Source organism: Vogesella sp. EB (assembly GCF_001037925.1).
GTDB classification, from domain to species: domain Bacteria; phylum Pseudomonadota; class Gammaproteobacteria; order Burkholderiales; family Chromobacteriaceae; genus Vogesella; species Vogesella indigofera.
The window spans coordinates 239,299-259,559 of the sequence record NZ_LFDT01000002.1 but is presented as its reverse complement, the minus strand read 5'-3'; the positions used below and the strand labels follow the sequence as shown (position 1 = coordinate 259,559).

Sequence of the window (20,261 nt, the reverse complement as noted above, 5' to 3'; positions counted from 1 at the left end):
TCTGCCTCGCTGCCTGTTGCGGCCAACCTTTTCCGGAGTACACCATGCGCCTGCTGCATACCATGATCCGCGTCGGCAACCTTGACCGCGCCATCGCCTTCTACACCGAGGTGCTGGGCATGAGCCTGCTGCGCCGCCACGACTACCCCGATGGCCGTTTCACCCTGGCCTTTGTCGGCTACGGCGACGAGGACAGCAACAGTGTGATCGAGCTGACCCACAACTGGGACACCGACAGCTACGAGCTGGGCAACGCCTTCGGCCATCTGGCGGTGGAAGTGGCCGACGCCTACGCCGCCTGTGACGCGGTGCGTGCGAAGGGCGGCAAGGTGGTGCGAGAGGCGGGGCCGATGAAGCACGGCACGACTGTGATCGCCTTTGTGGAAGACCCGGACGGCTACAAAATCGAATTCATCCAGCGCGGCACGCACTAAGCGCCTGTTCACGATCTGCTATGACTGATTTCAACGGGGCGATACCGCGTTGAAAACGGCTTTGGAATGCTCATTGACCCCAAGTCAATTCCGCGTCCTCAGCCGTTTTCGCCTTGTCTCGCGTGAGCTCGCGAGATCGTGAATACGTGTTAACTATCCACCGCCACACGGCCAGCCGCAGCTCTGCGGCTGGCCGTTGTGCTGCCTGCGCGCCGGTGGCGTGGATGTGGCGGCAGTGACGGCGGCGACTCGGTTACAATGAACGCCATTCGGATAAGGGAAGTGCCGCTTGCATGCTGATCCTCAATCAACGTCAGAAAGACCTGCTGGCCTGGGTTAACCGCGAGGGTTATGTCGCGGTCGAGAAAATGGCCGCCCATTTCGCCGTCACCCACCAGACCATCCGCCGCGACATCACGCTGCTGGCGGAGAACAAGCTGCTGCAGCGCTACCACGGCGGCGCCAGCGTGCTGTCCAGCGTCGAGAACGTCGCCTACGACGCGCGCCAGGTGCTGATGATCGACGAAAAGCGGCGTATCGCGCGCGCACTGGCGGCGGAAATCCCCGACAACGCCTCGCTGTTCATCAACCTCGGCACCACCACCGAGGAGGTGGCCAAGGCGCTCTCCCAGCATCGCGGCCTGCGCGTGATCACCAACAACTTCCACATCGCCAACCTGATGTGCGACTACCCCGACTGCGAGGTGCTGGTCGCCGGCGGCGCGCTGCGCAAGCGCGACCGCGGCCTGACCGGCGAGGCGACGGTGCAGTTCATCCGCCAGTTCAAGGTCGACTACGGCATCATCGGCGTGTCCTGTATCGAGCATGGCGGCGTGCTGCGCGACTACGACTACCGCGAGGTGCTGACCACGCAGGCGATCATGCAGCAGTCGCGCCAGGTGTGGCTGGCGGCCGACCATTCCAAGTTCGATCGTCCGGCGCTGGTGGAGCTGGGGCATCTGGCACAGGTGGACGCGCTGTTTACCGACCAGCCGGTAAGCGCGGAAATGGCCGAGGTGCTGGCCGCCGGTGATACCCGGCTGGTGGTGGCGGGCTGATGCTGATCGGCGAGCTGGCGGCGCTGACCGGCGCCACGCGCAAGGCGATCCGCCTCTACGAGGCGCAGGGCTTGCTGCCGGTGCCGCAGCGCCGCGGCAACTACCGCGTCTATAAGCCGCTGGACGTGCACCTGGTCAGCATGATCCGTCGCGCGCAGACGGTGGGCTTCAGCCTGGCGGAGCTGAAAGAGCTGGCGGTACTGAAGGCCGCCTCCGGCAGTTTCCCGCTGGTGGTGGCACAGCAGCTGATCCGGCAGAAGCAGCGGCATTTCCAGCAGGAATTGCAACGGCTGCAGGCCTTGCAGCAGCAGCTGGCGCAGCTGGAGGCCGAGCTGGCGCTGAACTACGGCGCATCCCCCGTCACCTGCACTTGACCTTGCCCTGTAGGGCAAGCTTTACGCTGATGCTTCCTTATCCCATCAGGAGCATTTGCGATGACATCCCTGCCTTTTGAACGCATGACCGCGCTGGTCAGCGGCGCCTCTTCCGGTATCGGCCGCTGTTTTGCCGAGGCGCTGGCGCAGCGTGGCTGCCACCTCATTCTCACCGCCCGTTCCGGCGACGCGCTGCAACAGCTGGCCGCGCAGCTGCGGGCACAGTACGGCATCCGGGTGCTGGTCATCGTCGCCGATCTGGCGCAAGCCGGTGCCGTGGCGGCGCTGTACGCCGAGGTCACGGCCGCGGGCTGGACGGTGGATCTGCTGGTCAACAATGCCGGCTTCGGCAAATGGCGCCATTTTCTCGACGAAAGCGCCGACACCTACCAGCGCATGCTGATGCTGAATATTGTGGCGCTGACCGAGCTGACGCGGCTGTTGCTGCCGGCGATGCAGGCGCGCCGGCTGGGCGCCGTCATCAACGTTGCCTCGACGGCGGCGTTCCAGCCCTTGCCGTATATCGCGGTCTACGGCGCCTCCAAGGCCTATGTGTTGCACCTGACCGAGGCGCTGGCCGCCGAGTACGAGGACAGCGGCGTGCGCTTTCTGGCGCTGTGTCCGGGCAATACCCAAACCCGCTTTACCGAGGTGGCCAACGCCGATGTGTCGGGCATGGCGGCGGCCTCTCCGGAATCGGTGGTGGCATCGGCACTGCGGGCGCTGGATGCGGGGCGACACTACCACGTGCCGGGCCGGATGAATTACCTGACGGCGCAGCTGCCGCGCTGGCTGACGCGGCGCCAGGTGACGCGACTGGTCGCGACGCTGTTTGCCAAACGCATTATGCCAAAGGTATCGTGAGGGGCGGCGGGCGCGCGGCCCGCTGGGCGACGGATGTGCTTACCTGAAAGGAAACAAGATGGCGACTTCACCCCAGTGGTGGCTGTTTGCCGGAGCGGCGCTGCTGATGGTGCTGACCCCCGGCCCCAATATGCTTTACCTGCTGTCACGCAGCCTGTGCCAGGGACGCCGTGCCGGCATGATCTCGCTGCTGGGCGTGGTGGCCGGTTTCCTGCTGCACATGCTGGCCGCCGCGCTGGGGCTGACGGCGCTGTTTCTGGCCGTGCCGCTGGCCTATGCGCTGCTGAAATGGGGTGGTGCCGCCTATCTGATGTGGCTGGCCTGGCAGGCGCTGCGCCCCGGTGCGCGCTCGCCGTTTGCCACGCGCAGCCTGACGGCCGATTCGCCACGGCGCCTGTTCATGATGGGCTTCCTCACCAATGTGCTGAACCCCAAGATCGCGGTGTTTTACCTGTCCATCCTGCCGCAGTTCATCGTGCCGGGAGCGGGCAGCGTGTTCCGGCAAAGCCTGCTGCTGGGGCTGACCCAGATTGCCATCAGTTTTGCGGTCAACCTGCTGATCGTGCTGTTTGCCGCCCGCCTGGCCGCGGGCTTTGCCACCAGGCCGCGTTGGCTGGCGACGCAGCGCTATGTGATGGGGAGCGTGCTGGCCGCGCTGGCCGTACGCATGGCACTGCAACCGCAGCGCGCCGGTTAAGCGCCGGTTCACGATCTGCTGCGGCTTGATCTCAATGGGGCGATACGGCGTTGAAAACGGCCTCGGCTGCCTGTTTATCGCCAGCTAAACGCCGCATCCTCAGCCGTTTTCGCCTTGTCTCGCGTGAGCGCGCGGGATCGTGAACACGCTCCAGCACGCTGCGGCCAAGCTCTTACCCTTGGTGTGCTTGCGTCTCGCGCATACTGCCTGCCGGCTGGCTGCTGCGGTACGCCGCCAGCCAGCGTTCTACTGCGGCCTCGGCGCCGGCCGGCAGGTGCAGGCGCAGCTTGCTGCGCCGCCACAGCACGTCGTCGGCGCAGGTCGCCCATTCCTTGTCCACCAGATAGCGCAGCTCGGCCTCGTACAGCCCGGGCTGGATTTCCGCGCCCAGTGCCGCAAGGTTGGCCGCAGTGCCCAGCAGCGCGTCCACGCGGCTGCCGTAGGCGCGCGCCAGCCGCGTGGCCAGCGCCGGCGGCAGCCACGGCCTGGCCTGCTGCAGGCTGCGCACGAAGGTGTCGAAGTTGCTGCCGGGCAGGTCGCCGCCGGGCAGATGCTGGCCGGCGGTCCAGCTTGGGCGCGTGTTGCCCAGCAGTGGCGCCAGCTGGTCGACCGCCTGTTCCGCCAGCTTGCGGTAGGTGGTGATCTTGCCGCCGAACACCGACAGCAGCGGCGCGCCGTCACTGTCCAGCTCCAGCGCGTAGTCGCGGGTGACGCCGCTGGCGTTGTCGTGCTCGTCGTCCAGCAGCGGCCGCACCCCGGAGTAGGTGGCCACCACGTCGGCCGGACCGATCTGGCGTTCGAAGTAGCGGTTGCTCATCGCGCACAGGTAGGCGATCTCGTCGCGGTCGATGGCGACCTTGGCGGCATCGTCGTGGTATTCGACATCGGTGGTGCCGATCAGGGTGAAGTCCTGCTCGTAGGGAATGGCGAAGATGATGCGCTTGTCCGGGTTCTGGAAGATGTAGGCAAAGTCGTGATCGAACAGCTTTTTCACGATGATGTGGCTGCCCTTCACCAGCCGGATCGCCTTGCGCGCCGGCGCGTGGATCACGCCGCCCAAGAGCTGCTGCACCCACGGCCCGCCGGCGTTGACCAGCGCGCGGGCGCGCACCTGCTGCTGGCCGTGTTCGCCGTGCAGCGTGCACAGCCAGCCGTCGCCGTCGCGCTGCGCGGCGACACAGGCGGTGCGGGTGCGGATGCTGGCGCCGCGTTCGGCGGCGTCCATCGCGTTGAGCACCACCAGCCGCGCGTCGTTGACCCAGCCGTCGGAATAGACGAAGCCCTGATGGTAGCGCGGTTGCAGCGGGCTACCGGCCGGGTGGCGCTCGAAGCGGATGCGCTCGCTGCCGGGCAGGCGGCGACGACGGGCCAGGTGGTCGTACAGGAACAGGCCGCAGCGGATCAGCCACGCCGGGCGCTGTTCGGCGTCGTGCGGCATCACGAAGCGCAGCGGCCACATGATGTGCGGCGCGGCGTCGAGCAGCCCTTCGCGCTCCTGCAGCGCCTTGCGCACCAGCGAGAATTCGTAATATTCCAGATAGCGCAGCCCGCCGTGGATCAGCTTGGTGCTGGCCGACGAGGTGTGCGCCGCCAGATCGTCCTTTTCACAGAGCAGCACTTTCAGGCCGCGACCGGCGGCGTCACGGGCGATGCCGGCACCGTTGATGCCACCACCGATCACGAGCAGATCATAACTTTCCACGAGCTTTCCTTTGCACGGCGCGCCGCCCTGACGGCGTGGCGCTTGTTGTCTCTTGATAATAGAAGATAGATAAAAACGAACACAAAAGCAACATTAAACGATCAAAAATGTTTGTTTTGTGTTTTTGTAGGGCGCAAAAAAAGACGCCCGAAGGCGTCGAGGGAGAGTGCAATCTGTGGCGCGGGCCGCCAGCGCCGGGCTCAGGCCACGCTGTGCGCCACTGCGGCCAACGTTGCGCCCAGCAGCGAGCCGATCACCGGCACCCAGCTGTAGCGCCAGTCGCTGTCGCGCTTGCCCTTGATCGGCAGGATGGCGTGCATGATGCGCGGCGCCAGATCGCGCGCCGGGCTCATCGCGTAGCCGGTGGTGCCGCCCAGCGATACGCCGATGCCCAGTACCAGCAAGGCCACCGGCAGCGCGTCCATCGCGCCCAGCGACACCTTGGGCGACACCATGCTGAGGATGGCGAACACCAGCACGAAGGTGGCCAGCACTTCCGACAGCAGGTTGCCGCCGGTGCTGCGGATCGCCGGGCCGGTGCAGAACACCGCCAGCTTGGTGTCGGCGCAGTCGGTATGGTCGAAGTGGTCGCGGTAGATCAGCCACATCAACAGCGCGCCGGCCATGCCGCCCAGCATCTGCGCCGCGATATAACCGGGGGCGTCGGCCCAGGCAAACTTGCCGGCCACCGCCAGCGCCACGGTGACCGCCGGGTTGAGGTGGGCGCCGCTGATGGCGGCGACACTGAACACGCCGACAAACACCGCCATCGCCCAGCCGAAGGCGATCACGATCAGGCCGCTGTTATGGCCCTTGGTCCCTTTCAGGATTACGTTGGCAACCACGCCGTTGCCGAGCAGCACCAGCAGCGCGGTGCCGATGAATTCGCCGAATAGTGGATTCATGTTGAAACTCCGTAGCGAACGCGGGGCAGCACGCTGCCGCCGCGGTAAAACAGGATGGGGAAGGTGCCGGCCGCACCGCTAGCGCATGGCTATCCGGCGCGGCGGTCGTTTTAGGCCGCGTCGTTGGCCCAGCTGATCGCGGCGCGGGTGGCGCGCTGCCAGCCGGCGACGTAGCGATCGACGGTGGCGGCATCCAGCTGCGGCGAGAAGCGGGTGTCCAGCTGCCACTGCCCCTGGATGTCGTCGGTGCCCTGCCAGTAGCCGACGGCGAGGCCGGCGAGATACGCCGCCCCCAGCGCGGTGGTCTCGGTGATCTTCGGTCGCGCGACCTGGGTGCCGAGGATGTCGCTCTGGAACTGCATCAGCACGTTGTTGACGCAGGCGCCGCCGTCCACGCGCAGCTCGGCGATGGTGATGCCGGAGTCGGCCTGCATCGCGCCCAGCACATCCATGGTCTGGAACGCGATGCTGTCCAGCGCGGCACGGGCGATGTGGGCGGCGCCGGTGCCTTGCGTCATGCCGACGATGGTGCCGCGCGCGTCGGAGTTCCAGTGCGGCGCACCCAGCCCGGCGAAGGCCGGCACCAGGTACACGCCGTCGCTGTCCTTCACCTCGGCCGCCAGCGGGCCGACATCGTGCGAGTGCTTGATGATGCCAAGGCCGTCGCGCAGCCATTTCACCACCGAGCCGCCGATGAAGATGCTGCCTTCCAGCGCGTACTGCACCTTGTCGCCGACCTGCCAGGCGATGGTGGTCAGCAGCTGGTTGTGCGACGCGATCGGGGTGTCGCCGGTATTCATCATCATGAAGCAGCCGGTGCCGTAGGTGTTCTTCACCATGCCCGGCGTGGTGCACTGCTGGCCGAACAGCGCCGCCTGCTGGTCACCGGCGACGCCGGCGATCGGGATCGCCACCCCCAGATGCGCGGCGTGGGTGTGACCGTAGACTTCGCTGGAGCTTTTCACCTGCGGCAGCATGCTGGCCGGGATACCCATGATGTCGAGCAGCTCGTCGTCCCACTGCAGGCGGTGGATGTCGTACAGCATGGTGCGCGAGGCGTTGGACACGTCGGTGACGTGCACCGCGCCGTGGGTCAGCTGCCAGATCAGCCAGCTGTCGATGGTGCCGAAGGCCAGCTTGCCGGCGTTGGCGCGCTCGCGGGCGCCGGGCACGTTTTCCAGGATCCAGCGCACCTTGGTGGCGGAGAAGTAGGAGTCGACCAGCAGCCCGGTCTTGTTGCGGATGGTGTCGGCCAGGCCGCGCTCGCGGATCTCGTCGCAGAACGGCGCGGTGCGGCGGTCCTGCCACACGATGGCGTTGTACACCGGCTGGCCGGTGTCGCGGTCCCACACCACCGTGGTTTCACGCTGGTTGGTGATGCCGACCGCGGCGATCTTGCTGCCGGGGATGCCGGCGCGCGCCAGCGCCTCGGCGGCCACGCCGACCTGGCCGGCCCAGATTTCCATCGCGTCGTGCTCGACCCAGCCCGGTTGCGGGTAGATCTGGCGGAATTCCTTCTGTGCCGAGGCGACGATGTCGCCACTGCGGTTGAATACAATTGCCCGGGAGCTGGTCGTGCCCTGATCCAGCGCCAGAATGAATTGATCTTGCATTTGAGAAGTCTCCTCGGCCGCGGGCCGTGTTGTGAGTTGTTTCTTTGTTGTTTGTTTTTGTGTTTATTTTGTTGTTTTTGCTTTCGTTCGAATTGTAGTGCCACCAAAGCGGCTGTCAATTCGCGCCGTCAAAAAGTTGACACAAAGCCCGGATGTTGCAGTGCGGAGTGTGGTGTAGTCGTGCGGCTACAAGTTGTTGCGATGCAAGGCAAAAATGCCGTTTCCCGGCCGGGAAAACGGCATTGTGCGCGCAGGGTGCCCGTTGCGCGGATGTTGCAGTGCAAAAGTTGGCCGCAAGGCCTCGGCAGCGGTTCAAGGTCTGTCGCGCTCACGCGAGACAAGGCAAAACCGGCGGGGGCAGCGACGTTTAGCTGGAGATAAACAGGCTGCCGAAGGCGTGCTTAACGCCGCATCGCCCCATCGAGATCCGATGCCGCAGACACTGAACAGGTTCTCAGCCGGGCGGCTGCATCAGGCAGCGCAAGGCGGCGGGCACCAGTTCGAAGCTGACCGGCGCGCTGCCGCACAGCTCGCCGTCCAGCTCCAGCGGGCAGTCCGCCGCCGCGCCGTCCACCTGCAGCTGGCGGCCGCGCAGGTAGCGCACCCGCGCATCACGCAGCGGCTGCGCCGCGCGCAGTTGCGGCAGCAGGCGCAGGAAGTCCAGGCCATTGCCGTCGCGGATCAGCACCAGCTCGAACAGACCGTCGTTGACGCTGGCCTGCGGCGCAATGCCCAGCCCGCTGCCGAAGTAGCGGCCGTTGGCCACCGACAGGCACAGGAAACGGCCGCTGATGGTTTCGCCGTCCAGCGTCAGCCGCATCGGCCGCGGCCGGAAGCGCAGCAGCGCCGCCAGCACCGCACTGCAGAAGGCGGCGCTGGCCGGCAGCCACGCCGGCAGGCGCTTCACCCGCCGCACGATGTCGCTGCTGATGCCGAGCGAGGCGATGTTGTTGCACCAGCGCACCTGCGGCTGGCCGTCGCTGCCGCGGGTGGTGACGCGGATCAGGTCCAGCGGGTAGGCGTGGCCGGCGGCGATCAGCGCCAGCAAGTCGTCGCTGTGGCGACCGCTGCCGAGCGTGCGCACGAAGTCGTTGCCGGTGCCACTGGGCAGTACCCCCAGCACCAGCTGCTGCCGCTGCGCCGCCGGCACGCTCATCAGGCCGTTGACCACCTCGTGCACGGTGCCGTCGCCACCGACGGCGATCACCCAGCGCGCGCCGGACAGCGCCGCCTCGCGCGCGAGGCGGGTGGCGCTGCTGGCGGAGGTGGTCAGCAGCACGTCGACGCTGAACCGGTCGCGGAACGGTTGCAGCAGCTGCTGCGGCAGGCCGTCGGGGCAGTGGCGGCCGTGGATGATGAATACGATGCGGGAGATGGGCGTAGACGGAGACATGGTGAGGATCGCGAGGCAGATCGCGCCATTATGCCGCCATCGCGCGTTCGCGCAATGGCGCAAGGTTGGCCGCAAGCGTTGCGGCCAACCCTGGCGCAGGGTTCAGCGCGTGTCCACAATCGCGCACGCGCACGCGAGACAAGGCGAAAACGGCTGAGAGCGGCGTTGAGCCGGATATCAACCAGCAGCCGAAACCGTTTTCAACGCGGTATCACCCCTACTGAGACCAAGCCGCAGCAGATCGTGAACAGGGGCTCAGGCGTTCAGCCGAGCCAGCAGCACGTGGGCGACCGCTTCGGACGAGGCCGGGTTCTGGCCGGTGATCAGCAGGCCGTCCTCGACGATAAACGGCGCCCAGTCGGGGCCTTTCTCGTAACGGGCGCCGCGCGCCTGCAGCGCGTCTTCCAGCAGCAGCGGCACGATGCTGGTGAGCTGCACCGCCTCTTCCTCACTGTTGCTGAAACCGGTGACGCGCTTGCCGGCGACCAGCGCCTTGCCGTCGGTGCCGGTGACATTGACCAGCACCGCCGGCGCGTGGCACACCGCGGCTACCGGTTTGCCGGCGGCGAGGGTGGCGGCGATCAGCCGTTGCGAGTCGGCGTTGTCGACCAGATCCCACAGCGGGCCGTGGCCGCCGGGGTAGAACACCGCGTCGTAGTGGCTGGCGTCGATGCTGTCCAGCGGCAGCGTTTCTGCCAGCCGCGCCTGCAGCGTGGCGTCGGCATTGAAGCGCTCGGTGGCCGGGGTGCTGAACGCCGGGTCGGCGCTTTTCGGGTCGATCGGCGGCTGCCCGCCGCGTGGCGAGGCGAGGGTGATGGCAACGCCCTGATCGGCCAATGCGTAGTAGGGCGCGGCGAATTCCTCGATCCAGAAGCCGGTCTTGTGGCCGCTGTTGCCGAGCCGGTCGTGGCTGGTGAGCACAAACAGTACGTGTTTCATGGGCGTCTCCATCTATAGCAGGCAGGGTTGGCCGCAAGCGTTGCGGCCAACCCTGGGTTGCGGCGCGCTGCCGCGGATGGCAGCGTCAGCGCATTACAGCGCCGGGTAGTCGGTGTAGCCTTCGGCGCCGCCGCCGTAGAAGGTTTCCGGCTGTGGCGGGTTCAGTTCCGCGCCGCGGGCGAAGCGCGCTGGCAGATCCGGGTTGGCGATGAACGAGCGGCCGAAGGCAACCGCGTCGATCAGTCCGGCGCCGATCAGGCGCTCGGCCTTGTCTACGGTATAGCCGCCGGCGGCGATAATCGGGTGCGGATAGATGGCGCGGACCTTGGCGCGGAAGTCATCCGGCCACGCGGGGCCGCCGGCCCAGTCCGGTTCCGACAGGTGCAGGAAGGCGATGTTGCGCTTGGCGATCTCGCCGATCAGGTACAGCGCCATCTCCTGCTGGTCGGTCTCCGACAGGCCGTTGAACACCCCCAGCGGCGACAGGCGGATGCCGACGTGGGCGGCATCCCACTCGGCGATCACCGCGTCCAGCACTTCCAGCACGATGCGGGCGCGGTTCTCGACGCTGCCGCCGTACTGGTCGGTGCGAACGTTGGCCGCCGGCGACAGGAACTGGTCCAGCAGGTAGCCGTGGGCGCCGTGGATCTCGACCAGGTCGAAGCCGGCGCGGCGCGCGTTATCGGTGGCGCGGCGGTAGTCCTCGATCAGGTCGGCGATTTCGGCGGTTTCCAGCGCGCGCGGGGTGGAGGTCGGGCTGCGTACCAGCTGGCCCATTTCGTCGCGGATATTGGTGTTGCTGTCGGCGCGGATCGCCGACGGAGCCAGCGGCGCGTCGCCGTTCGGCTGCAGGCTGCTGTGCGAGATGCGGCCGGTGTGCCACAGCTGGATGGCGATCTTGCCGCCGGCGGCGTGCACCGCGTCGTTGACCTCGCGCCAGGCGCGCACCTGTTCCTCGCTGTAGATACCCGGCGCGCCGGCGTAGCCCTTGGCGGTCGGCGAGATGTGGGTGCCTTCGTTGATGATCAGGCCGGCACCGGCACGCTGGCGGTAGTAGTCGATCGCCAGTGCGGTCGGCACGTCGCCCGGCTCGGTATTGCGCAGGCGGGTCAGCGGTGCCATCAGCACGCGGTTGGCGAGGGTAACGGCACCGAGGTGCAGCGGGGTCAGCAGTTTGTCGGCTTGCATGGGGCGTGGTCCTTTTTCGGTAAAGAGGCGGCGATACGGGTGCTACTCACGTCCTGCGGGCAGGCAGGGCGCTCGGGTAAAACGGGTGCGGCCAACGTTGGCCGCGCGCTGCGCCGGCGGCTGTCGGGCGGCAGGCAGGCAATTTTCTTGCTACTTACTAATAGACCGGTCGTCTATTTTTGTGCCATAAAAAACCGCTCGCCCGCGGCGAACGGTACTGCGTGTCTCAGGCGGCGTTGCAGGGCAACAGCAGGCCTTGGGTGTGGGTCATCGCCGCTTGCAGCGGCGCCAGACTGTGCTGGGTCTTGTACATCAGCGCCGCGCCCAGCCACAGGCTGTACAGCGCATAGGCGGTGTCATCGGCCGGCAGCTGCGGTTTGATCGAGCCATCCTGCTGTCCGCTGCGGATACAGGCCGCCAGCTTGCGCACGATGGCATCCATGCCGTCGCTCAGCGCCACGCGCATCGGCTCCGACATGTCGGACACCTCGGCCGCCAGCTTCACCGCCAGGCAGCTTTGCGATTCGCAGCTGGCGTGGTTGTCCAGCCATTGCTGGAAGTAGGCCAGCAGCCGTTCGCGGCCGTTACCCTGCTGGCTGTCGGTCAGCAGATCGCCGACCCGCTCGCGGTAACCGGAGAAATAGCGCGCCAGCAACGCCACACCAAAGTCTTCCTTCGACTTGAAGTAGTGATAGAACGACCCCTTCGGTACCTTGGCCTCGGACAACAGCTCGGAGAGCCCCATCGCGGTAAAACTACGGCCGTGGATCAGCACCTCGCCGACGGCAAGGATGTGTTCGCGGGTATCAGGGTATAGGCTTTGACGTGACATGGTTTAAATATATTAGACCGGTCGTCTTGGTGTCAAGCACTGTGTTGGGGCCGGGTGGTTGTGTTGTGCAAATAATGCCAAAAACAAGACAGTAACGTCTAAAACCAGTACCGGCAGCTGTCCGTGGCCACTGGTCTTTATCTAGTCTTGGTGCTCAACCTTGATCACTGGGAGAGAGTCTGAAGTTCGGCCGAAGCCGTGCTTCGCAGGCGAGATGAAAGGTGGCTGCTTTCGAATCGGAAACAACCACAAAAGTATCCAGCAAACGAGGGGCGCTTCACTCAGTAGCAGCGTCAGCAAAGTAGCTGCGGATTGCTGACTGTGGTGGAGCTTGCTGCACCAAGGCTTGTGGTCACCATCGGCGAATACGCAGCGCCACCATTGGTTGTTCAAATCTCCTGTCAGCTTTCGTCCGGCGTGACCATGCGCATGGGGCGAGTTCCTATCTTCGCCCCGGTGACCTCATCCACGGCGATTGCTTTAATTTCCGTGCCGGTTTCCGCGTCGAAGAAACGGGTCAGCTTGCCGCCGCCCCTGTATTGGCGCCCCCACGCGCCAATCATGAACAGCACCGGCAAAAAATTGCGACCGGCGGCGGTCAGCAGATATTCCTCGCGCGGCGGGTGTTCCGAGTAGCGCCGCTTCTCCAGCAAGCCTTCCTCAGTCAGTGTCGCCAGCCGGCGGGTCAGCATCGTCGGTGCAATGCCCAGGCTTTTCCGGAATTGGTCAAAGCGCGAGAGGCCGGCGTGGGCGTCCCGCAGGATCAATATGCTCCACGCGTCACCGGCGACAGCCAGGCTGCGCGCGATTGGGCATGGGTTATCACAACTATTTTCGGTGTCCATACTATTTTGATAGTGACTTGTTTTGAGATTGGTAGTATTGTTCATATCAATTCGATACTAACATCTCGACGACAAGCAATCCACCGTCACGGAGATTTCATTAATGGGCACGAACAATACAGGTATCGCTCCGGTAACCGGGGCACCCTCAAGCATCGGCGGAGCCGCCGCCGCGAGGGGAGCGATGGGCAATGTGAAATGGAAGGATGTACCGACCCGCACGATAGCCGTTGGCGGAGTAGCTTTCGCCTACCGGGCGCTTGGCCCGGATTCCGGCGTGCCGGTGATCTTCTTGCACCACCTGATGGCCGTGCTCGACGACTGGGATCCACGTGTCATCGACGGCATCGCCGCACAGCGCCGGGTCATCGCCTTCGACAATCGCGGGGTCGGGGCTTCCGGAGGCGTGGTCCCGCACACCATCGAGGAGATGGGGCGCGATGCCATCGCCTTCATCCGCGCCCTGGGCTTCAAGAAGGTCGACCTGCTCGGCTTCTCAATGGGCGGTGGCGTGGCACAGACGGTGGCTCTGCAGGCGCCTGACCTCGTACGGAGGATGATCCTCGCAGGAACGGGCCCACGGAGTGGCGGAGGCATCGACGAGGTCACCAAAGTCGCGGTTCTTGCCTACATCAAGGCGGCGTTGACTTGGAGCGACGCGAGGAATTTCCTGTTCTTCCCCCGTACCTCGGAAGGCAAGCGTGCCGCGCGGGATTACTTCGCCGCACTGAACGAGCGCACCCAAGGCCGTGACAAGCCCATTTCCCTGCAGGCCCGACGTGCGCAACTGCAGGCGATTCGTCACTGGGGCTTGAACACCCCCCATGATCTCTCCGCCATCAAACAACCTGTGTTCGTGGCTAACGGCGACAACGACCTCATGGTCGACAGCGGCCATTCGGCCGACATGGCCCGCCGGCTGCCGAATGCCCGACTCACGATCTACCCCGATTCCGGTCACGGCGGCGTGTTCCAGCACTACCGGGCCTTTGTCCCCGCCGTGCTGGACTTCCTCGCCGACTGATCCGCTCCGACCAGAATGAAAAACCAGGGATGAAACATCACACCATGAAAGCGCTCACCTTCAAACGCTACGGCAAGTCGCCTGAGATCGGGCTCACCGACGTACCCCGCCCCACGCTCAAGGACGACGAACTGCTGGTACAGGTTCACGCTGCCGGCCTGAACCCGATCGACTACGTCGTTCCGACAGGGATGTTCAAACCGGTTCTGCATTTCCAGCTTCCGGCCACATTGGGCAGCGATCTGGCCGGCGTGGTGACCGAGGTTGGCCGCAACGTGACTCGCTTCAAGCCAGGCGATGCCGTCTTCGCCAGCATCTTCGACCTTGGCACGGGGGCCATTGCCGAATTCGCGGTGGTACCGGAGCGCGCTGCCGCGCTGAAACCGGCCAATCTGGACTTCGTGCAGGCTGCCTCGATCCCGATGGTCGGCCTCACCTCGTGGCAAGCGTTGAAGGAGCGCGCCAATCTTCAGGCCGGCCAGAAGGTGTTCATTCCGGCCGGCTCCGGCGGGATCGGTACCTTTGCCATCCAGCTGGCCAAGCACCTTGGTGCCAGGGTGGGCACCACCACCAGTACCGGCAACGTCGAACTGGTGCGCGGTCTGGGCGCAGACGAGGTGGTTGACTACAAGCAGCAGGCATTCGAAAACCTGCTGCATGGCTACGACGCGGTGTTGGGTACCGTGCGGGGAGACACCATTGAAAAATCCCTCACCATCCTCAAGCCGGGAAGCAAGGTCGTCTCGCTCATCGGCCCGCTGGATGCCGCCTTCGCGCGCGCCAGAGGCTTGAACGTCGTGCTGCGCTTTGTGTTCGGGCTGATGAGCCGCAAGATCATGCGCCTTGCCAGGCAGCGGGGCATTAGCTACTCGTTTCTGTTCGTGCGCCCGGACGGCGGCCAACTTGGCCACATTGGCCAGCTCCTCGAGACGGAACGCATCCGGCCCGTGATCGACAAGGTGTTTCCGTTCGAGCAGGCCAAGGAGGCGCTTGAGTACCTTGCCCAAGGACGATCCAAGGGCAAAGTAGTCGTCAAGATGCGGTGAACCGTCGCCATTAAGCACCCAGTTTTTACCCACCAGACCAACAGAAGAAAACCATGAACGCTTCCAGAAAAATCGCGGTTGTCACCGGCGCTTCATCCGGCATTGGCGCCATCTATGCCGATCGTCTGGCCCGGCGCGGCTATGACCTGCTGCTCGTCGCCCGACGCGGTGAGCGCCTGCAGACGCTCGCCACAAGGCTGGAGCAGGCTTACGACGTCAAGGCCGAAACGCTGGTGGCCGACCTTGAGCAAGAAGCTGATCTCACGCGGCTGGAAACCGTGCTCGCCACCAACCCTGCCATCCGGGTGCTGGTGAACAACGCCGGCATTGCCAGGCTGAGCCAGGTTGCCGACGCATCGCCGCAAGACTCGCTGTCGCAGATCGCGTTGAACATCACCGCGCTGACGCGCTTGACGCATGCGGTGCTGCCTGCATTCAAGGCACGCAACGGATGGGGTCATCATCAATATTGCCTCGGCGCTGGTGCTGCATGCGCTGCCGGTAAGCGCCGTTTACAGCGGCACCAAGGGCTTCGTGCTCCATTTCAGCCGCGGCCTGCAGCAGGAACTGGCGAATACCGGCATCCGGGTCCAGGTGGTGCTGCCTGCCGCCACTGCCACCGATCTTTGGGATATCTCCGGCGTGCCGCTGGCGGCACTGGCGCCAGACACGGTGATGTCTGCCGAGCATCTGGTCGACGCCGCATTGGCCGGTTTCGACCAGGGTGAGTCGGTCACTTTGCCATCCATGGCGGATACCGCGCTCTGGGAGCGATACGACACGGCACGCGCCGAGCTGTTCGCCGCGATGCAGACCGGCCAGCCTGCGCCGCGACTGCTTGCCCTCTGAGCGCAATCAGGTTCCGCACCCTTGTTGCCATCCGGCTTGACCCAACCCCGACACCCTGGAAACGTTTATGAGCAGCCCACTCTTCACCCCCACCCGACTCGGCAGCCTGTCGCTGAAGAACCGCATCGTCATGGCGCCGCTGACGCGCAGCCGCGCGATCGGCAACCTGCCCAATGAACTGATGGAACAGTATTACCGTCTGCGGGCGGAGGCCGGACTGATCATTACCGAAGGCACCTCGCCGTCACCCAACGGCCTGGGTTACGCACGCATCCCCGGACTGTTCAACGCAGAACAGGTGCAGGGCTGGCGACGGGTGACCGATGGCGTCCATCAGGCCGGCGGCAGGATTTTTGTGCAGCTGATGCACACCGGGCGGGTGAGCCATCCCGCGAACATGCCGGCCGGCGCCCGTGTTCTGGCGCCCTCGGCGCTCGCCGTTCCCGGCGAGATGTGGACCGACAGCGACGGCATGCAGCCGCATCCCGTACCACGCGAAATGAGCGAGGCGGACATTGCGCACAGCATCGCCGAATATGCCGCGTCGGCCAGACTGGCGATAGAGGCCGGTTTCGATGGCGTCGAACTGCATGCGGCCAACGGCTACCTGATCGACCAGTTCCTCAATACCGCTTCCAATCAGCGTCAAGATCGCTGGGGCGGCTCGGTCGAAAACCGCATCCGCTTCGCGGTCGAAGTCGCCAGGGCAACCGTTGCCGCCATTGGCGCCGAGCGCGTTTGCATGCGGATCTCGCCGTATGGCGTCTTCAATGCCCAGCTGCCGGATGCCGAGATGGATGAGGTGTACCTGCGCCTGATCGACGAGTTGAATGCGCTCGGCCTGCTCTATATCCACATCGTGGATCACAGCGCCATGGGGGCGCCGGAAGTCAGCCCCGAATTGAAAGCCAAGCTCCGTGCCGCGTTCGACGGGCAATACATTCTTTCCGGTGGCTACGATGTCGCCCGCGCCGATGCCGATCTCGACGCGCAGCGTGGCGACCTGGTGGCATTCGGTCGTCCGTTTATCTCGAATCCGGATCTGGTCGCCAAGCTGAAGTCGGAACAGCAACTGGTGGCGCCTGATTTCGCTACCTTCTACACGCCTGGAGCAGAGGGCTACACCGATTATTGAGGCCTGACTCAGGTCACATGGCTGCCATTGAGGCGACGGGTGTGAAACTGGCCGCGTTAGAGGCAGAAGCGGACATCTCGCCTCTCTGGGGAAGTTGACCGCTTCGGCCGACAAACGGCTTGCCGCAGGCTTGGTCGAGCCACAGGCCGGGCAAAGTGGGCGCTCAGGCTCAGTGCGGAGTTGTCCGCTACCACTGTTATTCATCTCTGTGGCGCCCAACGGCCACAGCCAGCGCAGCACCGCCCGGCCACCTCAGGACGCGATTTGCAGTGTCTCGATCCGGTTGCGACCGTTTTGCTTGGCGACATACAGCTGCCGGTCGACGGCCTGGATGAAGTCGGTGGTGGTCAGCCTGTCGCCTGGCATCACGGTGCCGACGCCAATGCTGACGGTGACGCGCTGGCCGTGCGGCGATTGTGAATGGGCGATTGCCAGTTTCTCGATCAGGCGCTGGCAGCGCTCGGCGACGCGCTGCGCGCCATTGGCGTCGGTTTCCGGCAGCATGATGATGAATTCCTCACCGCCGTAACGCGCGACCAGATCGCGCGGGCCGGCCAAGGCCAGATTCAGCGTTTGCGCGATGCGGGTCAGGCACTGGTCACCGGCGATGTGCCCGTACAGGTCGTTGAACTGCTTGAAGAAGTCGACATCGAACAGGATCAGCGACAGCGGCAGACGGCTGCTGCGCGTGTTTTGCCACTCCAGGTCCAGGCTGGTGTCGAAGCGGCGCCGGTTGGCAATGCCGGTCAGCCCGTCCTTGAACGACAGCGCTTCCAGCTCTTTTTGCAGCACCAGCAGTTTTTCTTCCGTCTTCTTGCGCTCGCTGATATCGAACATGAAGCCGATCAGCGACTCGACCTCGCCCTGCGCATTGCGCACCACGTGGACGACATCGCGTATCCACACGTAGCCGTTTTCCTTGGTCAGCGCCCGGTAGTCGGCTTCGTGGTCGACCCCGGCCTTGGATTGCGCAACGCAGAAATTCACCACGTTGTCGCGATCCTCCGGATGGATGCGCTGCGCCCAGTCGTTGGCGGACGCCCAGCTTTCCTGGCTCCAGCCCAGCAAGGGCTCGATTTGCGGGCCGATGTAGGCAAATTGCATGGTGGCCCAGTCGATTTTCCACGGGATGGCCTTGGTCGACTCCAGAAGGGTTTTATAAACCGCGTTGTCGCTGCTGAGTTCGCTTACGTCGGACATGCCTCACGTCTCCTTGAACGGTGTCGGGGTAGGGGCGGCCGGGCGCATGGTGTCGGGACTCATCACCGCGGCCTGCCCATGGCGCTGGCAACAGTATGCCATTGCCACCGATGGCCGGGCTTGCATGGCCGCCGTGCGGCGGCCGTGGCTCACAGTGTCGTCTGCAATTGATGCAGTTCGGCGACAGTCATGGTGAAAACCAGCTTGTCGGCGCTCTCGTTCGCATAGCAATGCGGCATGTCGGTCCTGGCGACGGCAGAGCAGCCCTCAGCGATGATCAGTTCGGTGTTGTCCACCGTCAGCTTCAGCTGCCCTTGCTCGACATGAAAAAGCTCGAAGGTGCCGGCCGGGTGTCCGGCGGACTCGAAGCGCTCGCCCGGGTGCAGCTGCCAGCGCCACAGTTCGATCATGTTGGGGCCGCTGGTTCCGGCCAGCAGGCGGGCGCAGCCGCCAGCGGGGCCGCTCCACAGCGTCGGGATGTCCTTGCTGTCGATGAGATGGGCAGAGGGGGCGCTGGCCACGTTCACGATGTCGGCCACCGACACGCCCAGCGCCGCCGCGAGCTTGCACAGGATGGCGATGCTGGGATTGGCGATGCACTTCTCGATTTCGACCAGCATGCCCTTGCTGACGCCAGCGCGGCGGGACAGCTCGTCCAGCGAGAGCTTCTGCTGCTTTCTGTGCTGTTTGAGCTTGCCGGCAACCGCCGCGCTGACGAACTGCACATCGGCACCGGAGTCGGTCGATATATTGACTTTTTTGGTCATTGGTCACTAACATGGGATAAATAAGTCACCATAGGATTCTCCAGTGCGCGCCATCCTGCCGTCAATCGCACCAGCTATCGTTGAGCTGGCCCCCGATTTCCGGGCGCTCAGCATCAGCGTCGACGCTGCCGCCATCGTCAATCCGGGCATTGCCACCGCCGCACTCAGCCGGGCCTGCCAGTCGCTGTCCGCCGGCGAGGCCGTGTGGGCGGATGCCCACCTGCTGGCGTGGGCAGAGGTGTTCCGCAAGTTTGGCGCCAAGCCGCAGCGCACGCCTTGCTCGGCCGAAGCCCTGCGCAAGCGCGTGCTGCGCGACGGCAGCCTGCCGAGCATTGACCCGATCGTGGACCTCTACAACGCCATCAGCATCGAATACGCCGTCCCGGTCGGCGGTGAAAACTTTGCGGCATACGTCGGCGCGCCAAGGCTGGTCATCGCCGACGGCACCGAGCGCTTCGACACCATGAAGGACGGCGTGCTGGCCCACGAGTCGCCAGACGCCGGAGAAGTTGTGTGGCGTGACGATGTCGGCGTCACCTGCCGGCGCTGGAACTGGCGGCAAGGCGTCCGGACCCGGCTGAGTGCCGAGGCACAGCAGATGTGGTTCATCCTGGAAAGCCTGCCGGCCATGCCGCTGGCGGCGCTGCATGCCGCCGGTGAGCGGCTGGCGCAGGACCTGCAATACATGATGCCCGGTGCCCGCATCGATTCGCAGCTCATCGGCTGCGGGCCACAGTAAAGAAAGGCAAGGTCCGGCCATGCTTCCCTCCATTACCTTCCTGCTGGCCGCCGCGCTGCTGGCGATCACCCCCGGCCCCGGCATTGCCTATGTCGTCGCGCGCACGGTGGCCGGCGGCAAAGCCGAAGGCGTCGCCTCGTCGCTGGGAACCGCGCTCGGCGGCATGGCGCATGTCCTCGCCGCCGCGCTCGGCTTGTCGTTGCTGATTGCGCAGTCGGCGCTGGCTTACGCGCTGGTGCAATACCTCGGCGCGGCGTATCTGGTGTACCTCGGCATCCGGCTGCTGGCATCGCGCGCCGGGTCTGCGGCACTGCCGACGCTGCCGCGTGCCGGCGCCGGCAAGGCACTGCGCGACGGCGCCATCGTCGAAGTGCTGAACGTGAAGACGGCCATGTTCTTCCTTGCCTTCATCCCGCAATTTGTGTCCACGCAGCAGGCGCTGGCGCCGCAGTTCATCCTGCTCGGCAGCATCTGCGTGCTGCTGAATACCGCGGTTGACTTGATCGCGGTGGCGGCGGCCAGCTGCTTTGTCGCCTCCGGCGCCAGCAGGGCGGGCAGGGCGCGCTGGCTGTCGCGGCTATCCGGCACCATCATGCTGGCACTCGGCGTCATGGTCGCGCTGGCCCAGCGCTAGCGTTCACCCCCCCGGCGGCGGTC

General features: G+C 65.2%; 21 protein-coding genes and 1 pseudogene. 12 read left to right on the top strand and 10 right to left on the bottom strand.

Translation table 11 applies throughout. The features are described 5' to 3' along the window. The first annotated feature begins 44 nt into the window (after positions 1–44). The 5 genes from gloA to ACG97_RS02665 all read left to right on the top strand — a co-directional run bounded on the left by gloA (position 45) and on the right by ACG97_RS02665 (position 3,427). Entirely contained in the window at positions 45–434 is a 390-nt protein-coding gene (gene gloA, locus ACG97_RS02685) for a lactoylglutathione lyase (RefSeq protein WP_047965754.1), read from the top strand. A gap of 296 nt (positions 435–730) precedes the next feature. Next, entirely contained in the window at positions 731–1,492 is a 762-nt protein-coding gene (locus tag ACG97_RS02680) for a DeoR/GlpR family DNA-binding transcription regulator (RefSeq protein ID WP_202902693.1), read from the top strand. After that, the gene (locus tag ACG97_RS02675) at positions 1,492–1,866 is read left to right on the top strand and encodes a MerR family transcriptional regulator (protein WP_047965752.1); all 375 of its coding nucleotides are present in this window, start codon (positions 1,492–1,494) and stop codon (positions 1,864–1,866) included. The genes ACG97_RS02680 and ACG97_RS02675 overlap by 1 nt, the downstream gene beginning before the upstream one ends. 60 nt (positions 1,867–1,926) lie before the next feature. Further along, positions 1,927–2,730 (top strand): SDR family oxidoreductase, encoded by an 804-nt coding sequence (locus ACG97_RS02670; protein WP_047965751.1) that lies wholly within the window; start codon positions 1,927–1,929, stop codon positions 2,728–2,730. A 58-nt stretch (positions 2,731–2,788) separates the two neighbouring features. Next, entirely contained in the window at positions 2,789–3,427 is a 639-nt protein-coding gene (locus ACG97_RS02665) for a LysE family translocator (protein ID WP_047965750.1), read from the top strand. Between the two features lie 172 nt (positions 3,428–3,599). Here the strand turns inward: ACG97_RS02665 and glpD are convergent, their stop codons facing one another. The 8 genes from glpD to ACG97_RS02625 form a co-directional block, all read right to left on the bottom strand. Next, positions 3,600–5,129, bottom strand: a complete 1,530-nt coding sequence (glpD, locus tag ACG97_RS02660; RefSeq protein WP_047965749.1) for a glycerol-3-phosphate dehydrogenase — start codon at positions 5,127–5,129, stop codon at positions 3,600–3,602. Between the two features lie 200 nt (positions 5,130–5,329). Next, entirely contained in the window at positions 5,330–6,034 is a 705-nt protein-coding gene (locus tag ACG97_RS02655; RefSeq protein ID WP_047965748.1) for an MIP/aquaporin family protein, read from the bottom strand. A gap of 110 nt (positions 6,035–6,144) precedes the next feature. Then, complete coding sequence (gene glpK, locus ACG97_RS02650) at positions 6,145–7,647, bottom strand: glycerol kinase GlpK (RefSeq protein ID WP_047965747.1); 1,503 nt, start codon at positions 7,645–7,647, stop codon at positions 6,145–6,147. Positions 7,648–8,101: 454 nt separating this feature from the next. Further along, positions 8,102–9,040 (bottom strand): diacylglycerol kinase family protein, encoded by a 939-nt coding sequence (locus tag ACG97_RS02645; RefSeq protein ID WP_053068037.1) that lies wholly within the window; start codon positions 9,038–9,040, stop codon positions 8,102–8,104. Between the two features lie 255 nt (positions 9,041–9,295). Then, positions 9,296–9,979 (bottom strand): type 1 glutamine amidotransferase domain-containing protein, encoded by a 684-nt coding sequence (locus tag ACG97_RS02640; RefSeq protein ID WP_047965746.1) that lies wholly within the window; start codon positions 9,977–9,979, stop codon positions 9,296–9,298. A 93-nt stretch (positions 9,980–10,072) separates the two neighbouring features. Beyond that, entirely contained in the window at positions 10,073–11,167 is a 1,095-nt protein-coding gene (gene nemA, locus ACG97_RS02635) for an N-ethylmaleimide reductase (protein WP_047965745.1), read from the bottom strand. A 226-nt stretch (positions 11,168–11,393) separates the two neighbouring features. Continuing rightward, complete coding sequence (locus tag ACG97_RS02630; RefSeq protein WP_047965744.1) at positions 11,394–11,999, bottom strand: TetR/AcrR family transcriptional regulator; 606 nt, start codon at positions 11,997–11,999, stop codon at positions 11,394–11,396. Between the two features lie 401 nt (positions 12,000–12,400). After that, positions 12,401–12,889, bottom strand: a complete 489-nt coding sequence (locus tag ACG97_RS02625; protein WP_238377239.1) for a helix-turn-helix domain-containing protein — start codon at positions 12,887–12,889, stop codon at positions 12,401–12,403. Positions 12,890–12,947: 58 nt separating this feature from the next. On the opposite strand from ACG97_RS02625, the gene ACG97_RS02620 reads away from it, so the two are divergent. The 5 genes and pseudogenes from ACG97_RS02620 (at position 12,948) to ACG97_RS02605 (ending at position 16,898) form a co-directional block, all read left to right on the top strand. After that, the gene (locus ACG97_RS02620) at positions 12,948–13,868 is read left to right on the top strand and encodes an alpha/beta fold hydrolase (RefSeq protein WP_156167885.1); all 921 of its coding nucleotides are present in this window, start codon (positions 12,948–12,950) and stop codon (positions 13,866–13,868) included. Positions 13,869–13,912: 44 nt separating this feature from the next. Next, a complete protein-coding gene (locus ACG97_RS02615; protein ID WP_047965811.1) occupies positions 13,913–14,914 on the top strand; it encodes an NADP-dependent oxidoreductase in 1,002 nt (333 codons plus the stop codon). A 53-nt stretch (positions 14,915–14,967) separates the two neighbouring features. After that, positions 14,968–15,303: pseudogene (locus tag ACG97_RS17945) on the top strand (SDR family NAD(P)-dependent oxidoreductase); the annotation flags it as partial. 28 nt (positions 15,304–15,331) lie between these two features. Further along, positions 15,332–15,763, top strand: coding sequence for an SDR family NAD(P)-dependent oxidoreductase (locus tag ACG97_RS17940; protein WP_238377238.1), 432 nt, complete (start codon positions 15,332–15,334; stop codon positions 15,761–15,763). 67 nt (positions 15,764–15,830) lie between these two features. Beyond that, positions 15,831–16,898, top strand: coding sequence for an alkene reductase (locus tag ACG97_RS02605; RefSeq protein WP_047965743.1), 1,068 nt, complete (start codon positions 15,831–15,833; stop codon positions 16,896–16,898). A gap of 252 nt (positions 16,899–17,150) precedes the next feature. Here the strand turns inward: ACG97_RS02605 and ACG97_RS02600 are convergent, their stop codons facing one another. After that, entirely contained in the window at positions 17,151–18,098 is a 948-nt protein-coding gene (locus ACG97_RS02600; protein WP_047965742.1) for a sensor domain-containing diguanylate cyclase, read from the bottom strand. Positions 18,099–18,247: 149 nt separating this feature from the next. Continuing rightward, positions 18,248–18,865 carry a helix-turn-helix domain-containing protein gene (locus tag ACG97_RS02595; RefSeq protein ID WP_047965741.1) on the bottom strand — a complete coding sequence of 206 codons (618 nt, stop codon included), beginning with the start codon at positions 18,863–18,865 and terminating at the stop codon, positions 18,248–18,250. Positions 18,866–18,908: 43 nt separating this feature from the next. Between ACG97_RS02595 and ACG97_RS02590 the strand changes: the two genes are divergently transcribed. Together ACG97_RS02590 and ACG97_RS02585 are read left to right on the top strand one after the other, a co-directional pair. Further along, a complete protein-coding gene (locus ACG97_RS02590) occupies positions 18,909–19,604 on the top strand; it encodes a B3/4 domain-containing protein (RefSeq protein WP_047965740.1) in 696 nt (231 codons plus the stop codon). Between the two features lie 19 nt (positions 19,605–19,623). Next, positions 19,624–20,238, top strand: a complete 615-nt coding sequence (locus tag ACG97_RS02585) for a LysE family translocator (protein ID WP_047965739.1) — start codon at positions 19,624–19,626, stop codon at positions 20,236–20,238. Positions 20,239–20,261: the final 23 nt, after the last annotated feature.

Excerpts from the sequence above, each read along its gene's own strand:
- gloA (WP_047965754.1), top strand. The coding sequence starts at position 45 with ATGCGCCTGCTGCATACCATGATCCGCGTCGGCAACCTTGACCGCGCC.
- ACG97_RS02625 (WP_238377239.1), bottom strand. The coding sequence starts at position 12,889 with ATGAACAATACTACCAATCTCAAAACAAGTCACTATCAAAATAGTATG.
- nemA (WP_047965745.1), bottom strand. The coding sequence starts at position 11,167 with ATGCAAGCCGACAAACTGCTGACCCCGCTGCACCTCGGTGCCGTTACC.
- ACG97_RS02640 (WP_047965746.1), bottom strand. The coding sequence starts at position 9,979 with ATGAAACACGTACTGTTTGTGCTCACCAGCCACGACCGGCTCGGCAAC.
- ACG97_RS02670 (WP_047965751.1), top strand. The coding sequence starts at position 1,927 with ATGACATCCCTGCCTTTTGAACGCATGACCGCGCTGGTCAGCGGCGCC.
- ACG97_RS02600 (WP_047965742.1), bottom strand. The coding sequence starts at position 18,098 with ATGTCCGACGTAAGCGAACTCAGCAGCGACAACGCGGTTTATAAAACC.
- ACG97_RS02595 (WP_047965741.1), bottom strand. The coding sequence starts at position 18,865 with ATGACCAAAAAAGTCAATATATCGACCGACTCCGGTGCCGATGTGCAG.
- glpK (WP_047965747.1), bottom strand. The coding sequence starts at position 7,647 with ATGCAAGATCAATTCATTCTGGCGCTGGATCAGGGCACGACCAGCTCC.
- ACG97_RS02630 (WP_047965744.1), bottom strand. The coding sequence starts at position 11,999 with ATGTCACGTCAAAGCCTATACCCTGATACCCGCGAACACATCCTTGCC.
- ACG97_RS02645 (WP_053068037.1), bottom strand. The coding sequence starts at position 9,040 with ATGTCTCCGTCTACGCCCATCTCCCGCATCGTATTCATCATCCACGGC.
- ACG97_RS02665 (WP_047965750.1), top strand. The coding sequence starts at position 2,789 with ATGGCGACTTCACCCCAGTGGTGGCTGTTTGCCGGAGCGGCGCTGCTG.
- ACG97_RS02605 (WP_047965743.1), top strand. The coding sequence starts at position 15,831 with ATGAGCAGCCCACTCTTCACCCCCACCCGACTCGGCAGCCTGTCGCTG.
- ACG97_RS02615 (WP_047965811.1), top strand. The coding sequence starts at position 13,913 with ATGAAAGCGCTCACCTTCAAACGCTACGGCAAGTCGCCTGAGATCGGG.
- ACG97_RS02585 (WP_047965739.1), top strand. The coding sequence starts at position 19,624 with ATGCTTCCCTCCATTACCTTCCTGCTGGCCGCCGCGCTGCTGGCGATC.
- ACG97_RS02675 (WP_047965752.1), top strand. The coding sequence starts at position 1,492 with ATGCTGATCGGCGAGCTGGCGGCGCTGACCGGCGCCACGCGCAAGGCG.
- ACG97_RS02655 (WP_047965748.1), bottom strand. The coding sequence starts at position 6,034 with ATGAATCCACTATTCGGCGAATTCATCGGCACCGCGCTGCTGGTGCTG.
- ACG97_RS17940 (WP_238377238.1), top strand. The coding sequence starts at position 15,332 with ATGCGGTGCTGCCTGCATTCAAGGCACGCAACGGATGGGGTCATCATC.
- ACG97_RS02620 (WP_156167885.1), top strand. The coding sequence starts at position 12,948 with ATGGGCACGAACAATACAGGTATCGCTCCGGTAACCGGGGCACCCTCA.